Origin of the sequence: Paenibacillus eucommiae (assembly GCF_017874215.1) — a bacterium.
GTDB lineage: Bacteria > Bacillota > Bacilli > Paenibacillales > NBRC-103111 > Paenibacillus_AI > Paenibacillus_AI eucommiae.
This window is the reverse complement of record NZ_JAGGLB010000016.1, coordinates 1-21,452: the sequence shown is the minus strand read 5'-3', so window position 1 is coordinate 21,452 and position 21,452 is coordinate 1. Positions and strand designations below refer to the sequence as shown.

13 protein-coding genes are annotated in these 21,452 nt (G+C 41.7%); 5 read left to right on the top strand and 8 right to left on the bottom strand.

The genetic code is table 11. From position 1 onward, the window contains the following. Nucleotides 1-77 precede the first annotated feature (77 nt). The 6 genes from J2Z66_RS21855 to J2Z66_RS21830 form a co-directional block, all read right to left on the bottom strand. Nucleotides 78-443 (bottom strand): hypothetical protein, encoded by a 366-nt coding sequence (locus tag J2Z66_RS21855; RefSeq protein ID WP_209974361.1) that lies wholly within the window; start codon nucleotides 441-443, stop codon nucleotides 78-80. After that, the gene (locus J2Z66_RS21850) at nucleotides 440-5,278 is read right to left on the bottom strand and encodes an RHS repeat-associated core domain-containing protein (RefSeq protein ID WP_209974359.1); all 4,839 of its coding nucleotides are present in this window, start codon (nucleotides 5,276-5,278) and stop codon (nucleotides 440-442) included. Before J2Z66_RS21850 ends, J2Z66_RS21855 begins: the two co-directional genes overlap by 4 nt. Before the next feature lie 13 nt (nucleotides 5,279-5,291). Further along, entirely contained in the window at nucleotides 5,292-8,405 is a 3,114-nt protein-coding gene (locus tag J2Z66_RS21845) for a S8 family peptidase (RefSeq protein ID WP_209974357.1), read from the bottom strand. Nucleotides 8,406-8,576: 171 nt separating this feature from the next. Further along, entirely contained in the window at nucleotides 8,577-9,539 is a 963-nt protein-coding gene (locus J2Z66_RS21840) for a polyprenyl synthetase family protein (RefSeq protein WP_209974355.1), read from the bottom strand. A 60-nt stretch (nucleotides 9,540-9,599) separates the two neighbouring features. Next, nucleotides 9,600-10,232 (bottom strand): response regulator transcription factor, encoded by a 633-nt coding sequence (locus tag J2Z66_RS21835; protein ID WP_209974353.1) that lies wholly within the window; start codon nucleotides 10,230-10,232, stop codon nucleotides 9,600-9,602. Then, nucleotides 10,229-11,656, bottom strand: a complete 1,428-nt coding sequence (locus J2Z66_RS21830; RefSeq protein ID WP_209974350.1) for a sensor histidine kinase — start codon at nucleotides 11,654-11,656, stop codon at nucleotides 10,229-10,231. Before J2Z66_RS21830 ends, J2Z66_RS21835 begins: the two co-directional genes overlap by 4 nt. 967 nt (nucleotides 11,657-12,623) lie before the next feature. Between J2Z66_RS21830 and J2Z66_RS21825 the strand changes: the two genes are divergently transcribed. Beyond that, entirely contained in the window at nucleotides 12,624-12,827 is a 204-nt protein-coding gene (locus J2Z66_RS21825) for a hypothetical protein (RefSeq protein ID WP_209974348.1), read from the top strand. A 555-nt stretch (nucleotides 12,828-13,382) separates the two neighbouring features. On the opposite strand, the gene J2Z66_RS21820 is transcribed toward J2Z66_RS21825, so the two are convergent. Next, nucleotides 13,383-15,707, bottom strand: coding sequence for an ATP-binding protein (locus J2Z66_RS21820; protein ID WP_209974346.1), 2,325 nt, complete (start codon nucleotides 15,705-15,707; stop codon nucleotides 13,383-13,385). Between the two features lie 72 nt (nucleotides 15,708-15,779). Between J2Z66_RS21820 and J2Z66_RS21815 the strand changes: the two genes are divergently transcribed. From J2Z66_RS21815 to J2Z66_RS21805, 3 genes are all read left to right on the top strand, one after another. Beyond that, nucleotides 15,780-15,968, top strand: a complete 189-nt coding sequence (locus tag J2Z66_RS21815; RefSeq protein WP_209974344.1) for a hypothetical protein — start codon at nucleotides 15,780-15,782, stop codon at nucleotides 15,966-15,968. A gap of 395 nt (nucleotides 15,969-16,363) precedes the next feature. Beyond that, nucleotides 16,364-17,374, top strand: coding sequence for a LacI family DNA-binding transcriptional regulator (locus J2Z66_RS21810; protein ID WP_209974343.1), 1,011 nt, complete (start codon nucleotides 16,364-16,366; stop codon nucleotides 17,372-17,374). Between the two features lie 149 nt (nucleotides 17,375-17,523). Continuing rightward, a complete protein-coding gene (locus J2Z66_RS21805) occupies nucleotides 17,524-18,321 on the top strand; it encodes an alpha/beta fold hydrolase (protein ID WP_209974341.1) in 798 nt (265 codons plus the stop codon). Between the two features lie 212 nt (nucleotides 18,322-18,533). Here J2Z66_RS21805 and J2Z66_RS21800 read toward each other — a convergent pair whose 3' ends face one another. Then, nucleotides 18,534-19,694, bottom strand: a complete 1,161-nt coding sequence (locus J2Z66_RS21800) for an ROK family transcriptional regulator (protein ID WP_209974635.1) — start codon at nucleotides 19,692-19,694, stop codon at nucleotides 18,534-18,536. 683 nt (nucleotides 19,695-20,377) lie between these two features. Here J2Z66_RS21800 and J2Z66_RS21795 point away from each other — a divergent pair. Then, complete coding sequence (locus J2Z66_RS21795; protein ID WP_209974339.1) at nucleotides 20,378-21,127, top strand: SDR family NAD(P)-dependent oxidoreductase; 750 nt, start codon at nucleotides 20,378-20,380, stop codon at nucleotides 21,125-21,127. Nucleotides 21,128-21,452 lie beyond the last annotated feature (325 nt).

Sequence of the window (21,452 nt, the reverse complement as noted above, 5' to 3'; positions counted from 1 at the left end):
TTTTAGATAAGCCGCGGTCCACAAAAAAGAACCACCAAGCGAGGTTTCGCACAAGGTGGTTCTAGTTATTCAACCTACTATATACCCATAAGTGCATCAAATGCCGTAAATAAAAATATCACAATAAGAACAACAACTGTAAAAAGATATACTACATTTAAGGACACACCCAAAATGAGCTTATCTTTTTCTCTGCTCTTCTTATATTCATAAACAGCTAATATAGCCCCTATAAGAGAAAGCAAACCTAAAAAAAATGATAGCAGCACTAGAATAGTAATAATAACTTGCAGATTAGTCGCTATCTGATTCGTAGCAATACTGTTAAAATTGATGCAAAGAATCATTAGTGTTATTATCATAAATGTCCAACATATTATCCCAATCTTAATAGATTTGCTCCGAAAAATTTTTAGCATGGCATCCTCCCATCTTTCATTCATTTGCCACCAATCTTCATCGCAGCTGCTTTAATTGTAAGCCAAACCTTATCCCAAAAAGTTGTTGGGTCATTTGGACTATTTCCAAGGATAAAGTATGGTATAACATCATATTTTGTATGCCCTCCAGCATCATCTGGACCTTTAAAATTATATGTACCCATATTAACTGGGTCGGTAACAAAATTACCTTTTTGGTCATAAACTCCTTCCATATTGCCACTAGGAGAAACATACTTAGCATTATTTTCATTTCCAAAACCAATGCGATGGTATATAGATTCTGAGTCCTTTAGCTTTCTCCAGCCTGCACCTATTGCTTCTTGTTCCGTCGATGGAGCTTTGTTAAGAACATTCCGATTATAGTGGATAGCAGTTAAATAAACAAGAACATCTTGCGAAACAAATGGACTTGAAGAATTATTCGTACTGTTATTGCTTTCACTAGGAATTGAGTGGTAATACACTTTTTGAAAAACGCCACCATGAAATATTCCATTACCATTATGTTCACTATCCGGTGTCCATTTTGATGTACCAACATTGCGATTAACATCCTCCTGCCCATTAATACCACCATTACAACCACCCGGTTTTGACCACTTTAAATCCTGAGATGTACACCAATTTCCCGTCGGATCAATATTCGTAAGCGGATTGTTATGCACATACGTATAAAGGTTCAAACTCAAAGGATTATTTATCTGCCCCTCATACGTATCCTCATTAATAAACCGCCCTATGCTAGGATCATACCATCTAGCTCGCAGATACTGTAGATCCGTTGAACCATCCATCATTTCGCCACTGTATTTGAACGGTTGAGGGATATTCTCCGTCTGAGATGAGATGTTGCCAAAGATATCGTAAGTGTACTGATTTAACCTTGTATTTCCAGTACTGTCTCTTAATTCTATCACATCACCGTGTCCATTTTGAAGATAAAATGCTTTGCCCTGTCCATCTTCTCGAGCAATCAGTCCCTGCCCTCGGATATAGCGGGCTTTGAGCGCGGCGCTGCCGGCAGTCACCTGGGCTTCAGCAATAATCTGATCGCCATCCCAGTAGTAGCGTGTAGTCTGACCATTTTCGGTGCGCTCCCACAGCAGACCATCTCCATTATACTTGTAAGTCACACTACCGCCGCTGGTTAAAGCTACTTGGGTCAGTCTGTCCCTTTTATCGTAGGTTGTAGCAGCATCGGGTCGGTCGAATGGATTGGTGGTCGTCATACTGGTACGATTCCCGCGGTTATCATATCCATAGGTCTCATTAAACTCCGTAGAATTCAAGATCCGATTCAGTTGATCATAGTCGAACGAATTGGAGACCCCGTTCTCAATCTTGGTTTTTTGGTTGCCGTTTTTGTCATAAGTATAGGTGAATGCATTAAGCTGGCTCCCATCAGACTTCTTTTGCGTCAAAGAGCCTAGGCTATGTCCATCGTAAATAAAGTCAGATGTAACTCCGTTTCGTTGTTTGGTTTGTTTTAACAGATCATTCTTGAAATACTGATACTTAGCCTCATAATCATCGGTAAAATCAATTGAAGCTGCTACAGTATCCAAGCGGTTCCTTGAATCATAATGATAGTACGTATTGCGCCCAAAAGGATCGTTCATCACAAAACGGTTTCCCGCCGCGTCATAGTCGTACTTAATCGTTTTGAGATCAGGAAATGTTACTTTACTAAGCGCTCCTGTTGCTGGACTAAAATCATAAGCTGTGGTTCCCGTGACATCAACCATCTGAGTTCGGCGACCTGCCAAATCATAGTTGTAAGAGATGGTTTCTTCACCTGCAATTGGATTCCAGCTTGCGTCTACAATTTCTTTTTTCATCTGAAAATTTCGATTGTTAAATGTATACTTGAAACGATTTCCCTTGCGATCCAATAAGCGCGTCTGATTGCCATTATCGTCATAGTAGAACTTCTCTATTTGGCTGTCAGAATTAGTCGTTTGAATCAATCTTCCAATTTCATCATATTTCTTCGAGGTAACATTCGTATCTGGATACGTGACTTGGGTCAGGTTGCCCAGTATGTCGTACTGGTATGAGGTAAGCTCATTCTTCGCATTGTTTACACTCGTCAATTGGCCCAAGACATCGTAGCCATATGTGGTCGTATTTTGCGGAGTCAAACTGTCTTTGGCTGTGATGACCTGGCCTGTGTGATTATAGGTAAAAGCTGCTAGCAGATTAGTTTGGGTTGTCGCCCCACTACCTATCTTCTTCGTTTCCTCTTGAGTTAACAATCTGCCCATTTTATCAAAAAATTGCTTAAGGATGTAACCTTCGGCATCGGTACTAGTTTTGGTGTTGGCGATATCATCATATTGAAGACTGGCAGTTGCCGCGTCTGGATAGGTGACCAGGTTCTGTCGGCTCCATTGATCATAGCCATAGCTCATACGGTTGCCAATGGCATCCTCTGACCAAGTCATTCGACCATGAGCATCGTAACCATATTTGCCTTTAGTTTTGTAGATTCCCCCTTCGTTGATGCCAGACTCTGTTTTCCAGCCTAGCGGATTCCATTTAGTGAATGACTGACTACCTGTCTCATCCGTCTGTCGAATTTCATTGGTGTAATCCAGATAATGGATGGCAATAAAGCTATCATCCGGATGAACCGCCTTCGTGGCACGCCCTAGTAAGTCATATTGGTAGGTTGTGGTATTGTTGTTACCATCGATGTAATTGGTTAGTGCTCCATTTGTAGTCATGTAATCAAATTGTTTGATAATATTAGTTGCTGTGTTGTCAGCATCGTGTACGTTTACCGTTTGCTTGGTGGGAAATGCGCCGAGATAAGGAGCAGATGGATTATATTCTGTATTTACCAACGTGTAATTTCCCGTACCTTTGAGAATTTTCGTTTGTGTGACATTACCGTAGCTGTCAAAACTGCTGTTGATAACTTCCTGCAAAATGGATCCTGTCACGCTCCCGTCTCGAACGCGGACAGTGGTGACATTCTTATGCACTTGATCACGGACATACTCCGTATATCTCGTTTGTCCTGAAGATACGGACTGGGAAACACCAATGAGCAAATGAGAGTTGACATCGTACGTGTACGTTGTAGCGACACCCATGGGATCAGTATCAGTGGTGACATTACCGTAGTCATCATAGGCTTTTGAAGAGACCGAGACAAAAGTGTTAGGATTTCCGGATACAGCCCTTGTCTCCGTCGTTGTAATTGGTGCTGGCCACTTTTTTACTTCATCATAGATATAATCTGCCGTATTCGTATAAGTGTTTCCTCCATAAGTAGCACTAGATACGATGCTTGTGTTATAGAAAACTGGCGGTGTGTCCTCATCGATATAATTTTTTTTGTTGTTAAAAGTAGATTTCGTCAGTCCATCATCGACAGTCACGGAGAATGTAAAATTGGTATTATATGAGCTGCCGATATCGCTTAAAGGATAGGATATGTCCTTAAGATTACTGATTTCAAAAGAATTATCGGACAAGGTAATCTGATCTTTTCGTGCTTTCACTCGGTATACCTGATTGACAGAATTGGTCCCTATGTAGCGGGTGATAGCTGTGTCCTCATAGGTATATATGCTTTTAGCCCCAGTTGGATGCGTTACCCCGGTCAACAAGACGTAAGGATTACTGGTTTCAGGCGTTGTCCCCAGCGCATTGAACTTTGCATCTTTGATGTCATAGTCGTAGGTTGTTGTCCGGCCGATAGGGTCAATAACTTGGGTAAGAAGCTCTTTACCTTGTCGCATGGTTTTGAGATAAGTTACCGTTTGAATACCTTTTGTTAGGACAACAGAAGTATCGGTGTAGGTAATGTTTATGGTGTTTCCGATTGCGTCCGTTATGGAAGTAAGTACTGATCCATAGGGTTGCACTACGGTATAGCCAAAGTTAATAGTATTATTATAAGCATCAGAAATTTGCAGCAATTGGCCATTTACGTTGAAGTGCTGACTGATTTTTTGAATCGATGTGAGAACAAACGCGGCTGTTTGGCCGTTTACAACTGTTGTACCTGTAGTAAAAGTAAGATCCTTCCAGGGATATCCCACTAATGCGTTATTAGAATCAATTTTATAAGTGCCTGATCCACCTAAATGCAAGAATTTATTATTACCACTGTATTCAATATAGGAGAGATTCCAACTCCAGCCCTTTCCTATAGGAAAGAGCATTTCATCATTTGCAGGAAGGATGCCATTTGTAGTCCCATTGTAGGTGACCATCTGGCCAAACTGAGAAGATCCACTGTCATAGCTTCTTGCTAGCGTGAAGGAAAGCCCATTCCTGCCTGGAAGACTCAAATCGGCTGCTTGCAGGGAAAGGCTGCCAGATAACGTAGAAACAGTTTCTTGACCTAAATTTACTGAATAGGGAGCTTCATCGCCCTTCGTGTTCACATAACTGTAATCTGGGACAGGAGGAGGTGTCGTTGTATTTAAGGATTGAAACAAAGATGCACTCGAAAAATCATTATTTCCCAGCTCACTGTTTATAATACTCTTGATTTCTTTAGACTTATTTACAGGGCGTGGTTTAACTTTATCCAAGCTTGCCTTCAATGCCCCATTAGTCGTCTTTTGATCCTTCAAGGCATTCTCGGCTTCTTCTAACGTATAGCCTTGATCTAAAATATCTTGTAACTCATTATCAGACATGGAGTAGACATCTTCCAGCATTTTTTTTCGCTTCTCCACTGCAACGCCATTCTTCTCCAGTTTAAATTGTTTTTCACTAGTAGCGGCAAAAGAAGTATTACCTGCTATTGGTAAATAAGAGATCAGCAGAGTACAAAGTACCACAATGGCGAGTACTCTATTAAATAGTTTATTCAATGAGTAGCCCTCCTTAGTTTGTTTTAGTAGTCGTTTTTTCTATGATGTTACCATTTGAATCAAATTGATAGTTAGTTTGGAACTGCATGGATAACTTATTGACAATTAATGCGTAAGGGTTTGTTGTACTGAAGCTACCACTTCCACCAACAACTTTGATGTAGTAAGTATTTCCAGCGTTCACCTCAAATAGTACATTCTCAGCAATTCCTGTTCCACGTGTACTTGACGCAATTTGATTATTGTTAGAATCATAAATATAGACATCATAGTTCAGTCCATTAGGTACAGTCATTGTAATACGATCAATGCCTGTCACAGGTGCTATATATTTAAAGAAATCTACATCTGTTGCAGAACTAATAGACGAAGTATAGCTTGTGTTGTAATTGATACCAAAAGCTTGTGCTGATGTATCATTGGGTTCATAGGTATTGGGAATGATTAAATTATTCCTTGTAGCTGGCGAGGACCATTCCATGCCGTCATTAACAGTTACTTTAAAACTCCACGTTCCGTCTGGCAATGCGGTAGTTTGTAAAGTTGTTGCTGCGCCAGTCTTAACGTCAGAATCATAGCCAATCGTAGCCCAGTTATCTTTAGAACCTTGGACTCTATAACTCGTTTGCGTTTGTCCGTTAGTATCAGCATAGGTCCATGTGAATGTAAGCACGTTATCTGATAATTGCTGTCCATTCGCATAAGAAGTTAATGATAAGGTAGGTAAGGAATTAGCTTTGATGTAACGAAGTGGTGAAAAAGCTGATATACCGCCTTTACTGTCTTTAACCGCTACCTTCCAACTATACGATGTTCCTCGGGTAATTTTACCTAATGGGACTGTGTATAATGAAGTAGTTGAATTAACCCAACCAGAGTCATAGATTAAAGTATTGCCTGCTGCATTGTAAATTTGCACATCGTAGGCTGACTGTGTATCTCCAATATCAGGGTCGGTAAAGGTCCAGCCTAGATTAGGTGTTGTTCCTGCGACAATTGTTGGTGTCGAGGACGATGTTGATCCTGGTGTAAGTGCGGATGGAGCATTAGGAACTTGATCAACTACGATTGATCCATTATAAGAAGCAGTAGATATAAACCAATTATCATTTGCCGAAATGCTTATATTAGAATAAATTCCGTAAGAAACAGGATCTGAAGTGATATTCCATTGTAATGACCAATTTGAAGAGTTTTTTGTATTCGATATAATCACTGATTTTGTAACTCCACCTATAGTTGCACTAATAGAAATGGGATCATTATCTACATCATTAACGATACCAGTTATTGTAATGATCGCATTTCCTAATTGATTATAAACATATTGATTTGAAGAAGAGTTATTTATAGTAATAGTTGGGCTTGAATTCACTGCATAATTTCCAAATGTGTAAGCAGATGCACTAACAGCACAATTGCACATAGACCAATCGAATGTTTTAAAATTATCTAATGTTGCCCATTTTGCATTTGCTGGGACTGTTGGCGAGTTATTAACTATGTTTACTCCGTCAACACTATATTTATATGTGTAACCCGATGCATCCACTGCACAATTGCACATAGACCAATCGGACGTTTTAAAATTATCTAATGTTGCCCACTTTGCATTTGCTGGGACTGTTGGCGAGTTATTTATTACGTTTACTCCGTCAACGCTATATTTGAATGTGTAACCCGATGCGCTTACTGCACAACTGCACATAGACCAATCGAAAGTTTTAAAACCATCTAATGTTGCCCACTTTGCATTTGCTGGGACTATTGTCGAATTATTTACTACGTTTACTCCGTCCACGCTATATTTATATGTGTAACCCGATGCATCCACTGCACAATTGCACATAGACCAATCGAAGGTTTTAAATGATTTAATGAAATTCCCATTTAAAGCACTTGACGCATAAATTAGCTGAGATAAAGAAAGATCTTGATATGTCGATACAGTTACAGAATTTGAAGAGGGGACTTTCCCATTATTATCTATGCCCATAACTTCATGAAGGAGTTTTAACCGCATCTCTTCTGAAGTACTATCTACGTAAATTTGTTTTAACAATGCTAACTTGCCAGTTACAAAAGCTGATGCCATAGATGTCCCGCTTAGCACTTTATATCTACTGCTCAAATAAGTGCTATTAATTCCTACTCCGGGCGCAACAATCTCCAACTCACTACCTGTTGATGAAAACGTCGCACGTTGGCCGTTCTGATCCACTGCCCCAACAGAGATAACTGAACTATATTTCGCTGGGTATTGAATTGTCTCCCCGGTTCCCTCTGCATTCCCTGCATTTCCTGCAGATGCTACAATCAACACATTACTTGCATAAGCCTGATCAACAACGTTATGAAGTGCAGGTGAATCAACGCTTGTTGCCATACTCATATTAATAATATCCATTTTGTTATCTACTGCCCAATCTATGCCAGCAATAACATCTGACAAGTAACCTACACCATGAGAATCCAGAACCTTAACAGAATACAAGTCTGCATCAGGCGCTACACCAACTACACCAATATTATTATTCTTCGCTCCTATGATTCCAGCTACATGTGTACCATGTCCAAAATCATCGTCATAAGATTGTGTGTAGTCAACAAATGAAACTCCGCCCGCTATCATTATATCTTCATGATGCATCTCAATCCCAGAATCTAAAACTGCCACCTTTATACCTTTTCCTGTATACCCATTGTTCCAAGCATAAGTTGCATTAACTACAGTAACACCCCAATCCATCGTCTGTGCAGTGATTTGCAATTGAATGTCCGGTTCAACCGAGGCCACTAGCGGATTGCTTCTTAGCTTTTCGATTTCCGATGCCGGAATAGAAATACTCGATACAGCCTTTAGCTTTTTTAGATCCTTTTTCACTTTACCTTTTGCCTTTTGAATAACTGACTTGTCTACCTTATCTTTGAAAACAACAACAACTCTTTGTTCTGGATCCGTCAATGTGCCTTGAATAGTAGAATTCTCTACCTCCTTGCTTGGACTAATTGGTGCCGCTGCCTCAACTCCTCCAAGCGGAATTACACTCAAAATCAAAAACAAACTCCACAAAACTATCAAAACCTTACTCTTTCTTTTCCCCTCAACTCTTCCAAGTCTATGCATATATATAGACTCCTTTCGCTATAATATGGAAACATTATCAACTATACGACAATTTACGCATTCCTGCATTAGGAATTTTTGTCGAATAATGTATATCGAGCACAACAAAAAAAGACACACAAAACATGCATCCTTTTTTCACACTTATATGTAGAAAATTCCCATTAAACCTCAAACAAAGCCCCCATAAGTTGCCTCCCGAAACTTCTCTTTCCAGGGAGAAATCGCTTCGAGGGTTTCATAGATCTCTTCTGCTTTTGTGATGCAAATGGATTGGACGATTTTGGAGTATTCGATACAGCCGCTGTCCTCGATGTACTGGAGGCATGCCTGCTTTTTTGTTAAAAATTCTTCTAGTTGGATGGTTCCTTCATAATAATCTTTAATGGGCTGATAAGGAGTCTGTGATTCAAGGATGTAGATGACGGGGAGTGTTCTTTTCTTATGGATCAGATCACTTTTCTGGTCGAAATTGAGCATGTCTTTGATGTCATTCTGGATTTGGTGGATCAGGCCTATGTAGTCAGCGAGTGCGTGCAGCTTCTCCAGCGTTTCTTGTGTGTATTCGGTTGAGAAGCAGCCCATGCAGCATGCAAGCCTGATCAGGGAACCGGATTTTTCCTGCACCATGGCAAAATAATCGTCAGCCGTTACCACGCTTTGATTAATATCCTTATGCTGCCCATTGATGGATCTGGATACAATCCTGCTAATTTCCTGCTGAATCTCTAGCTTAGGATTGCCATCAAGCGCAGGCTGTCCGCCAGGAGTAACCTGTCCGTGCCTGGCCTGCAATTTCTCAAGCTCTCCAGTAAAGCCCATCAGCAGTGCCAGAATCGCATTCAGCGTATAGCTTTCAGCACATTGCATCCATGGCTTGCTTTCTTGGTCCCGGTCCTGTAAATCATCTACAATATCCAAGGAGAGAATGACCAGCTCCGTTGCCGCGGCAGCCCGGACAAGTTGTTCGGAGGTGCCTCCCAGCATCAAATGGGTGTATTCTGTCATGGATGACCAGACGCTGTTTTCTTTTTCCTTTTCCTGGATAAATATTTTTAGCAGCGCATTTAATTCTTCCACATCAATATGCTCATCTATGATGGCGTACATTTGCTCCAGCACATCCTGCCTCAATACAAGCTGCCCCCTATTTTAATAATCTACTCTTTCTCTCTTCATATTTCCCCAGACTTTTTATACATAATATCTGCTCTGGACGAACTTCTCGACGGCCCCAATCCTTGATTTGACGCCTAATTTACTGTAAATTTTCTTCAAATAATTATCGACTGTTCGTCTGCTCATATGAATCTGGTCGGCAATTTGCTCAATCGTCGCGCCCTTTACCACCATGGACATGATGCGGATTTCTTCCTTCTCGAGGCTATAGCCCTCGTCTGCAGTTTCGCCATTAAACTGGCTCTGATGAAAAATATCCAGCGGCAGCATCGTATGATTATCCATAATACAATTCACCATGTTATTAATGGTTCTCACGCTCGACTCCTTGGATAGAATACCGCTAACCTTCAGATCAATCAGATTATTAAGCAATTCCGTCATATCAAATCCGGTAAAAATAACGATATGGATGTCCGGATAGTTCTTCTTAATTTGCTTGGCGACTTGTGTGCCAGTCTGATCAGGCAGTGAATAATCAAGAAAAATAAGCTTCGGCTGATGCTTGGCTATATAAGACATACATTGTTCTCCGCTGCCGGCAATGCCGACGACTTCGATGCCTTCTATTTTATCCAGCAGCTCTTTCGTAGCTTGTGCGACTAGAGGGTGATCGTCAACGACAAGAGCTTTCAAAGATTCGCTCATAAAGCTTGTACCTCTTTCATCGGTATTGTGATCCGGAAATGCACGCCACCTGTTAGTTTAGAATGAAGCTCGATGTCTCCGCCAAGGAACAACACACGGCTTTTGACCTGTTCCATGCCGATTCCAGTCAGCTTGAACGGCTTGCTCGGAGGTGTGGAGCTTTCGGCGAATCCCACCCCATCATCCTCATAAGATAAACAGAAGAAGCCCGTCTCAACGGTCATTCTGAACTGAACCTCGGTTGCCTGTGAATGCTTCTTGGCATTATTAAGCAGTTCTTGCACGATTCTGAAAATATGCTTTTTGGTAACCAAATCTCTATTCTCGATGGCAAACGCTTTATCTCCCGTGAACTCGATCGTAAACGGACAATGATAGCTCTCTTTTTCCAGCAGCCTCTGCACCGTAAGGATTAAACCGACCTCCTGCAGCAAATGCGGGTGAAGCTCGAAGCAGCTTTGCCGAAGGCCTGTATTGATAAGCTCAATGAAATTGATAATATTGTTTAAATGATCTTTATCTTCTTGATTCATTATATACTTTTCCAGTAAATCAACAAACCTTCTTTTGAGAAAAAACAGATCCTGCATCGTTGTATCATGCAAATCGGTAGCAATTCGAATCCTTTCTTCCTCCTGTAATTCGAACATCAGCTTGCGGAACCACTGAATATCCTGCGCCGCCTGCTCGTCGGGGAGCTGGGAAGCTAACTGCTGCAGCTTGGAGGTCATTTTGCGTATCAAATGAACATTCTCCATACTGACTGCCAAATAAGAAATAATTAAATTGAGCCATTGAAGCTCTTCTTTACCGAGCAGGGTATTTGTCTTCTTCCTGGTCATAATCAGGTATGCGGTGTATTCTTCATGATGATTAATCTCTATGCAAGTATAGAAGGCATGTTCCTCAAAAGCTCCAGAGGCCACAAGCTGCTCGACTTCCTTCTTATTCATATCACCTTCAAGAATCGTCTCCATCTCATCCTGAAATTTAATGACTATCGCGCCACCCATCACTTCCAGAGTATTTACAATATCGACAAGTACAATGTCCTTTAAATCCCGAAAGCTTGAGATTGCGCCCAGACTTTTGGATATTTTTTTGAGTGCGGAGTTCAGTATAAACTTTCTTGGAAAAAGAAAGCCTTCAAATTTAGTCGTCATATACTCCATCGAATAAAGGACAACGGAAAGAAGAATCACGGGGAGCAGGAAAGTAAACATGAGATGCTTTAGATCCGTATCATTTGGAAAAGCAACCGCATTAGCGGCGGCAAAAATACCACAGGGAACGACAGCAATCATTCCAGCGTAGACAAATCGTCTAACAACAAGGCCAATATCGTAGAGCTGATTGGAAGCAATCAAGTAAGCAAAAGAGATCGGAAGGAATAAAATGAACAAGCTGGTGTACTCGTCATCCATGAAAAAGTTACCCGTCATTAAACGAGGAATAAAAGACAAAAGAATCACAGGTGAAAAAGATACAAATAATGAAAACCATACGCTCTTTATGATCGAGGATAATGACGACTTTTCCTTCCCATATTTGAAATACAGAAACGATAATATACAAATATTAAGTAGAAAGCCGACAATAAAAATGGATAGCGTTACAACCTCATTATAACGATAGATAGAATAAGATAAAGAAGGTATGAAACTTAATAATCTTATACTAAACCCTAATATTGAAATGAGGTACAAATATTTTAGGACTTTTGTGGGAAGTATTATATTTCCCTTTTCTTTAAAGAAAACTACTAGAAAATGATAAAAAATAAATGGAAGTGCCGACATTAAGCTTGTTATCAATATTTTCCCTACAGCGTCTCCTCTTGCTGAAGCCCCTAAAGAAATCCATATAAGCCCAATTGATAAAAAAACAAGAGAAAGCAATCGAGCTGAGGGAGAATTATTCATTTTTATATATAGCAAAGCAGACAAAATCATCGTCAACAATCCTGAAAAAAGAGAGAATATCCCATACTTCATAACATCATTGTCTGCTAAAAATATTTCACGATCATAGCCATCTCGAGATAATACAAGTTGATGCGCCTGCTCGATTGTTCTCCATCTTTGAATCGCCCAGAAAAGCTCTGGTTTTTCATTATCAACCTGCTTTACGATATCACCTATTTGTATATCAAGTAATGGATTCAAACTATTCTTATCTACATCCCTAATGACCCATTCGTGCTGTTGATTCGACTCTACGTAAATTCCAACAAGCGGATAATGAAAGGTTATGAAAAAAAACCATGCTTGAAGACTAAATATTAAAATTACAAATATCGACTTTATATACTTTTTTTTCATTAAACACTCCCCAAATCGACTTTTTTTTGGTATGCTTATAGTACTTTAGATACAAAGGAGGTGAACACACATGCATACCATCCAATTATCTCCAGAATTACATAATGCCGTAAATTTATTTAAAACTTCTGCAGGATCTTCGTCTATGAAAGAAAAAATGATCTCGGCATTTGCCGTTTCTAATGAAGAATCCAAAGCACTTATGAAAACGTTCAATCTTCCTTCAAATTCTAAAGCGAAATTACCGAAAGAACCTGTTTCTATTTGGGGATAATTTCTATATTATTACATTATTTTACCAAAAGAAAAAGAGAATGTATATTAGCATTTGCTAATTTTACATTCTCTTTTCTTTTTATTTGCAGATTGCACTTTGTAGCTTTCAAAACTCACTCATAAGAATTGGAAAGGGATCTTGTATTTCGCCCGCTAGTACTTAATAAACAAAATTTCCGTAGTAATATTGTAATAATGACATATCAGATGCATATATTTGATTTTAATTGCAGAAATAGCATTAATTTATAGCAGTCATAATCCATTACTGAAGGAGGTGAATAAAGATACAAACCATTCATTTATCCCCACAGTTACAAAAGATTGTTAGCATGATGAAAATCGATAAAAAAATGATTTCTTTAGAATCCTTAACCAAAACAGAATTTAAAGCTTTCATGCGAGAGTTCAAAAGACCAGCTCAAGATGAGCCCAGATCCGCTTGGGGTTAATTTCCAAATCCATCATCTCACCAAAAGAAAAAGAGAATGTATATTAGCATTTCGGCTAATTGTACATTCTCTTTTCTTTTGGTTCTTTTCCATAAAAAAATCTATACAGCCACCACATCAATAATCGGTATGCTGATCAGGAAATGTACGCCGCCCTCGGCTTTGGAGTTCATCTCAATGTCTCCGTTCAGATGCAGCACGCGGCTTTTGATTTGCTCCATTCCTATTCCGGATCGACCGGTCAGTCTCGTGCTGGCTGCCTGGACTTCATCTAGCCCCACTCCGTTATCCTCGTAAGATAAGTAGAATAACCCCGCTTCGACAGTCATTGTGAACGTAACCTCGGTTGCGTGCGAATGCTTTTTGGCGTTGCTGAGCAGTTCCTGGACGATTCTGAATATATGCTTTTTGGACACCAAATCTCTATTCTCGATAGCGTAAGCTGACACCCCGGTAAACTGAATGGTAAACGGACAATTATAGGTCTCTTTATCAAGCAGCCTCTGGACCGTAAGAATCAGACCGATTTCCTGCAATAAATGTGGATGAAGCTCGAAGCAGCTTTGTCTGAGGCCCGTGTTGATAAGCTCTATAAAATTAATAATGTTGTTCAACTGCTCTTTATCATCTTTATTCAGCAATTGCCCTTCCAACAGCTCAATAAACCTTCTTTTCAGGAAGAACAGATCCTGCATCGTCGTATCGTGCAAATCATTCGCAATCCGGATTCTCTCTTCCTCCTGTAATTCGAACATCAGCTTGCGGAACCACTGTATATCCTGTGCCGACTGTTCGTTAGGCAGCTGCGCGGCCAATTGCTGGAGCTTGGATGTCAGCTTGCGGATTAAATGAACATTCTCCATGCTGACAGCCAAATAGGAGATGATTAAATTGAGCCACTGAAGCTCTTCTTTGCCAAGCATCGTGTTCGTTTTCTTCCCGGTCATTACCAGGTAACCGGTATAATCCTCGTGATGATTAATCTCTATGCAAGAATAGAAGGGATGCTGCTGTAAGGACGAAGAGGACAAGAGCTGCTTGATCTCCTCCAGATTAATCACACCTTCATGAACAGTCTCAATCTCATCCTTGTACTGAATTACGATAGCCCCGCCAATTACATCCAGCGTCTTGACTATATCAACGAGCACAATGTCCTTTAACTCCCTGAAGCTTGAAATCGCACCAAGATTTTTGGATATTTTCTTTAGAGTCGTATGCAGCATAGATTTCCTAGGGAACAAAAAGCTTTCAAATTTGGTTGTCACATATTCCATAGAATAAAGAATCAGTGAAATCAGAATCAATGGCGCGAAAAAAATAAAAAGTAAATGCTTCACTTCTACATCCTCAGAAAAAAGCACCACATACGCTCCTGTAAGCATTGCGCTTGGCAATAAGGAAATCATTCCGGCAGACACGAACCGCCTCACGACAAGACCGATGTCATACAGCCGGTCGGCAGCAATCAGATAGGTGAATGAAATCGGAAGAAACAGAATAAATAAGCTGGTAAATTCCTCATCCAAGAAAAAGCTTCCTGTCTTTAGACGAGGAATGAATGATAGGATAATAGAAGGTAAAAAAGAGATAATTAAAGAAATCCAGACACTTTTAATAATAGAAGATAAATAGGACTTCGGCTTACGGTGCTTAAAGTAAATATAGGTAAGCATATAAATATTAAGCAAAAAACCAATGATGAAGAACAGCAAGCTTATTTTCCCATTGTAAAGATAAATAGGGTAAGCCAGTGCGGGAATAAAGTAAAGCAGTCGTATGCCGAAGCCTAACCCTATGAGCACATATACATATTTCAGCGCTTTTTTAGGAAGGGATATTTTCCCCTTTTCCTGAAAAAAGATGACCAGAAAATGATAAAAGATAAAAGGGATGGCCATCATTAAAGAAGTGACCAGAATTTTACCAATAATATCGCCTCTTGATGATGCGCCTATGCCAGTCCATGTCAAACCAATAGCTAGAAAAACAAAGGCTAGCAGCCGCGCAGAAGGTGAATTAGGTATTTTCAGATACAGAAGCAGGGCCAGAAACAACGTAACGAGTCCCGAAAAAAGAGAGAATATGCCATAATTAGTTGAAGCATGATTGGTAAGCAGCAGCTTGGGCTCCTGCCCATCGCGGGAAACCGTCACCGAATGAGCTTGTTCAATAGCTCTCCACTTGGCTACAGTCCAAAAATCCTCTGGAGCTCCGCCATCAATTTCTGTAATCCTATCACCTAATTTGATATCCAATTCTGAGCTTAAGCTTTTCTTGTCAATCTCCCTAACAATCCATTCCTGATTTGGATTTGTTTCCAAATACAAACCTATGTATGGATATTTAAATGAGATAAAAAAACACCATATTTGAACAAAAATTAATATGGACACAAAGATCGATATTGCGACTTTTTTTTTCATAATTAGACTCCCCAAAGCGAAGTTTATTTGATATGCTAATAGTACTTTCGAAGCAAAGGGAGGTGAGACTATATGCACACTATTGAACTGTCCCCGCAACTAAAAAATATCATTAGAAGCATGAAAAGTGCGAAACAGCAAAAATCAGCAGAACCCTTCATTTATCATCCCACTTTATCGGATATGGAGTCGGAAGTGATTACGAAAACTTTTAACAGTCAGCAATCTACTTCAAAAGCTCCGCCCACCGCATGGGATTAACCAAAGCAATATTCCAATCTCTCACCATAATTAAGAGATTGTATATTTAGCAGTCGCTAATTATACAATCTCTTTTATTATACCGCTTTTTCCCTATATAATAATAGCTTTTTTTACTGGTAAGTAATTTCACCCCTATTAAAGCGGAATTTAGTCCCTCATCTATGAAGAAGCTCGACACAGGTATTGACATACAAATTTAGGTACAATGAACCATTTTTCCTCCTCATCATATAATTATCCATTTTATTCCTTTTTTTCAATTTCCCTGACCATATAAAATGCTGAGTTATCGAAAACTCTAATTGAACGAAATTAGCCGCTTCTCTGCTTGCTGTCCCTTGTATTTTTCTATACAATGAACTTCATATATGAGAGAAAAGGGTGTGTAGACATTGGTTACTATCTATGATATTGCCAAAGAAGCTAATGTCTCTGCGATGACGGTTTCTAGAGTTATCAATAACAAAGGACGAATTAGTGAGGCAACCCGCATTAAGGTTCGTAAGGTCATGGAGGAGCTTGGCTATGTGCCTAACACGGTGGCCAGAAGCCTTGTGCTGCAGCAAACCCACATGCTGTCTCTTCTTATCGCAGATATAACGAATCCATTCTATACAACTCTAGCCAGAGGTGCCGAGGATGCCGCCAAGCGCTTAGGCTACAAGCTGTTGTTTGGCAACAGTGATGAAAGCATGGCTAAGGAAAAGGATTATGTCGACATGATCCTCTCCACCAGGGTTGATGGGGTGTTATTCGCACCTACCGGGGATACTTCCTTGGAGCACCTGCGGCTTTTGGAGAAGCGCGGCATCCCCTTTGTTCTTTTGGACCGTGAAGTCCCAGGCATTAAAAGCGATATAGTTCAAGGCGACAGCAAGGAAGGGGCGCGCAAGCTGATCGATCATTTAATTGATCTAGGGCATACACGTATCGCATTAATCAATGGCTCCAGCGACACCTCAACGGCCCGCTACCGTTATCTCGGGTACAGGGAAGCTTTGAAGCTGCGCGATCTTCCTTTTGATGAAGCATTAGTGCAAGAAGTTACTTATCGTGGCCTTGAGGACGAAGCCGTCTTGTCCACCCTGCTTACTTTGCCAAATCCGCCTACCGCTATTTTTGCCGCTAATAATCTTCTTGCTCTTGGTATCATTAAGATTTTGAGAGGTATTGGTCTTAGTGTTCCTGAGGATATTTCGCTTGTTTGCTATGATGATTTGGGCTTTGCCTCAGAGATGAATCCGTTCCTCACTGTTGCGGCCCAGCCTGCTTATCAATTCGGATCGATGGGAATGCAGCTGCTTGTGGAGCGAATCCAGGGCAATGCCGGGACTAATCCGCGCACCCTCATATTTCCTTCCGACATTCGGGTCCGCAGCTCATCAGCTCCCCCGGTTCGATAATTGTATACTTACATTGCATAGTTACACAGGGAAACCGGGCAAAATTGGAATGAGCCTTGCGTGTGGTGTAGTATGAAAAGATGAAAAGAGTCAGAAAGCTCGATACAGTGTAATAAAGGGGATAAGCATTACCTAAGGAGGAGATTCGAATGAAAGCTTCTGTTCATGGTGTGACAATCGCTTACGAGGATGAAGGTCAAGGCTTGCCAGTTATTTTGCTGCACGGTTTCCCACTGGATCATCATATGTGGAAGCATCAGACTACCGCTCTGAAAGAAGGCGGCTTTCGCGTCATAACTCCGGATATGCGGGGAATGGGTGGATCCGAGGTACCGACAGATACGATCTCATTGGAAAATTATGCCGACGATGTGCTGGCGCTGCTGGATCACCTGGATATTCCCAAAGCCGTTCTGGGCGGATTTTCCATGGGCGGCTATATCGCCTTCTCCATGCTGCGCAAAGCACCGGACCGCTTCACAGCTCTGGTACTGGCTGATACAAAGCCGGAAGCTGACTCTCCGGAAGCCCAGAAGAACAGAATGAACCTGGCAGCAGCGCTATTCGAAAAGGGCTCCATAGCAGCTAGCGATGCCATGATTCCCAAAATGCTTACAGAAAAAACTCGAAATGAAAACCCACACCTGGAGGTCAAGCTTCATTCCATCATTGAATCAACCAATCCGCTAAGCTTGGTGCATGCCAGTATAGCTATGGCCTTCCGACAAGATGCCACCGCATTGTTAACGCAAATCACAGTGCCTACGCTTGTTATTGTCGGTGAGGAGGATCAAGTTACTCCAATAGAGGTAATGAAGCAAATGGCCGATCAGATTTATCAGTCACAGTTTGTGAAAATCCCAGAATCGGCCCATCTTACCCCCATGGAAAACCCCGAAGCCTTTAATAAAGCGCTGCTGGAGTTTTTACAGGGGCTGGGGGACTGAGAGCTGATGGGACTGAGAGCTGATGGGACTGAGATCTGATGGGATGAGGGCTGAGGGCTGAAGAGCGAGGCCTAATAGCTGATGGCAGAGTGCTGTGAGCGGAAGGACTAATGAGCCGAAAGGCTGGGAGCTGAGGGGCCATGTGCTGAGGGCTGAAGGGCAAGGGCTAACAGCATATGGCAGATTTCTCTGAAAGCTGAAAGAGTAATGGGCTAAGAGGTTAAATAACCCATTACCATAACAGCTGCCCCGATGGCGAGCGCTTCTTCACCCAGGCTCCCCCTGCTGAAAACAACCTGATAGGTGGGATAGTAGTAAGCCTTCTGAACCGCAACTTGAGTAGCTATGCGGAAGAAATGCTTATCTCCGGCAATTAACGGACCTCCGAGTATCACCTTCTCAGGATGTAAAATGTTCAGTAAATTAGCAAGACCAATACCAAAATAAGTTGCAGCTTCCGTAACGATCTCCACAGCCAGGGGATCGTTCTTTTCCAATGCTTCCCGGATATGATGGAACTCAATAGTCTCCGGATCCGACACAAGCTGAGTAAGAAAGGTGCTTCTTCCTTTCTTCACCGCGGATTGCGCAGCTCTTTCTATGGCATATAAGGATGCATAGGATTCCAGTGCGCCATAATTACCGCTTTTATTGCGATAAGGAATTCCATCAGTCTGTATAATCATTTGCCCGACTGAGCCCTCCATATCGACGGCTCCATAAATCACCTTGCCTTCGGAGACAATAGCGGAACGCAGACCAATGCCCGCATGGATGTAAAGCAGATGCCGGTAGCTTCGCGCCCGGTCCATCCAGGATTCCGCAAGAATGGCAGTGTTGGCACCATTATCGAGCAGAACGGGAATGCCAAGCGGCTCCCCTATAAGGCTGCAAATGTCTACATCACGCCAACCCGGCGCCGGAAAGTAAAGCGGCTCAAGAATGACGCCGGATAATCGGTCCAATGGACCAACAGCCCCTATGCCCATTCCAAGTATCTTGGAGCTATCTAGCGCATGCCTGTTCATCATCAGCCGTGCTTCTTCCACGATCAAAGCCGTCAACCGCTGCGGAGTCATCTCGCTGCTCATCTTCCAGCTGCAGTCCTCCAGCTTGTTCAAGCTAAGATCAACCAGCACCAACCTCGACATCGTACGTGATATTTCCAGCCCGAACACGTAAGCATAGGTGCTATTCATTTCATAAAGGGTCGGTCTCCGTCCGCCTGTAGAAACTCCAAATCCCGATTCCAGGATAAGCCCTTGAGCCGTGAGCTCTTCCACCAGACGAGTTAGCGTACTAACCGTCATTCCGCTATGGTCGAGCAAATCGATTTTGGACACAGTTCCGTTCCTGCGGATAAATTCATACATTTCCTTAGCTCTGCGATTCGTTATTCGTTCCGTAACACTAGAAAAATCCAAATCAAGCAACCTCCACAAGCTTCTCAAGCTTGAATAATGAACAATAAATGCTGACCCTATCCCACCACATGAGAGCGATTATCATTTCTTTTTCGCCGCCGCGGGTACCAATTCCTTTATCATGATATAATTTGGTACAAAATGATGCAATCTAATGCAACCCAAAGGAAAGCAAAGCTAACCAAAGTTAGCCAAAGCGATCTAATGTAAACTAAAAGCAAACTAAAGCAAACTAAAGCAAACTAAAGCAAACTAAAGCAAACTAAAGCAAACTAATCTACTCAAATGTTAGCAAATCTAGAATGTTGCAAACTATTCCATGTTGCTATAAAAAATGAGGATTTAACGATGAGGATTTAACGATGTTTTTCATCGTTAAGTTGATGCAATTCCCAACAATATGGACTTTAACGATATTTTCATCACTAAATGCCCCTTTGAACCGTGACCGAAGCTTATTCCCCCCTTTTTAACGATGTTTTTCATCGTTTGGTGATGGAATCCTCAGAAACCTGGCACTTTAACGATGTTTTTCATTCTTAAAGTAACCCACCCCCTCAAACACGCACCCAATGAGGTGCTTTATCTGTCAAATTTGTTGAAAAAAAGTAAAAAAGAAAGCTGGTGCGATTATGAAATGGAAAAATAAAGTAGTCATAGTTACAGGAGCAGCTCAAGGTATAGGTAAAGCGCTGGCTCTAGCTTATGGAGAGCAGGAAGCCCGAGTTGTAGTGGCGGATCTTCACATAGAAGCCTGCGAGGTGGTCGCTGATGCTATATGCAGAGACGGCGGACAAGCTGTATCCGTAGCAACCGATGTTAGACAAATTCAGGCTATCGAAAATTTGATTCAACAAGCAACCGAAGCGTTCGGCACAGTTGATATTATGATCAACAATGCAGGAATCGGGCGCTGGAAATCCCCTTATGAGCTTTCTATGGAGGATTGGTCCGACGTTATCGCTACAAATCTGACAGGAACCTTCCTCTGTGCCCGTGAAGCAGCCAAGGTTATGAAGGCACACAAGCATGGCGGCAGTATCATTAACATAGCTTCCACCCGTGCAATCATGTCGGAACCAAACTCGGAAGCTTACGCAGCCGCTAAAGGTGGAATCGTGGCGCTCACTCATGCGCTTGCAGTTTCCTTGGGCAGTGATTCGATTCGGGTGAACTGTATAAGTCCAGGTTGGATCGAGACAGGAGACTATGAAGCGCTTCGTGTGGTTGACCATGAACAGCATCCTGCTGGAAGGGTGGGTAGAGTGAGCGATATTGTGAAGGCCTGCTTCTATTTAACCGATGCGGATAACGATTTCGTAACAGGAACGAATTTGGTAGTTGATGGCGGAATGACGCGCAGGATGATTTACGAGGAGTAAGACTTATTACTATTAAAACTCAGTGCATGGGCAAAAGGTAAGCGGAAGCCGAAAGTTAGCACGTGTTAATAAGAAAGATGCCCTTCTTGGGCGTCCTTTGAGGAGCTTGTTCGTGATGTGGGTTCGTTGGGGGGAGGAAAGAGATGTGGGCCAATGTTGTCAGGTTAAGCAACTTCTCAGACGATACGCCGAGCAGCCCGAGCAACGGCACGCGGAGAGCGGACGGATTCCTAACGGACATGGTTGCCTAAACTTGACCCACAACGCTTCCAGAAAAATGGGATTTCATATTAGCTCCATATGAGCGTTGTTCAAGAGCGGAAAA

Bases quoted from the DNA above. Each gene is read 5' to 3' on its own strand.
- J2Z66_RS21825 (WP_209974348.1), top strand. From the start codon at position 12,624: ATGCATACCATCCAATTATCTCCAGAATTACATAATGCCGTAAATTTA.
- J2Z66_RS21835 (WP_209974353.1), bottom strand. From the start codon at position 10,232: ATGAGCGAATCTTTGAAAGCTCTTGTCGTTGACGATCACCCTCTAGTC.
- J2Z66_RS21855 (WP_209974361.1), bottom strand. From the start codon at position 443: ATGAATGAAAGATGGGAGGATGCCATGCTAAAAATTTTTCGGAGCAAA.
- J2Z66_RS21795 (WP_209974339.1), top strand. From the start codon at position 20,378: ATGAAATGGAAAAATAAAGTAGTCATAGTTACAGGAGCAGCTCAAGGT.
- J2Z66_RS21805 (WP_209974341.1), top strand. From the start codon at position 17,524: ATGAAAGCTTCTGTTCATGGTGTGACAATCGCTTACGAGGATGAAGGT.
- J2Z66_RS21800 (WP_209974635.1), bottom strand. From the start codon at position 19,694: ATGTATGAATTTATCCGCAGGAACGGAACTGTGTCCAAAATCGATTTG.
- J2Z66_RS21845 (WP_209974357.1), bottom strand. From the start codon at position 8,405: ATGCATAGACTTGGAAGAGTTGAGGGGAAAAGAAAGAGTAAGGTTTTG.
- J2Z66_RS21820 (WP_209974346.1), bottom strand. From the start codon at position 15,707: ATGAAAAAAAAAGTCGCAATATCGATCTTTGTGTCCATATTAATTTTT.
- J2Z66_RS21830 (WP_209974350.1), bottom strand. From the start codon at position 11,656: ATGGATGACGAGTACACCAGCTTGTTCATTTTATTCCTTCCGATCTCT.
- J2Z66_RS21815 (WP_209974344.1), top strand. From the start codon at position 15,780: ATGCACACTATTGAACTGTCCCCGCAACTAAAAAATATCATTAGAAGC.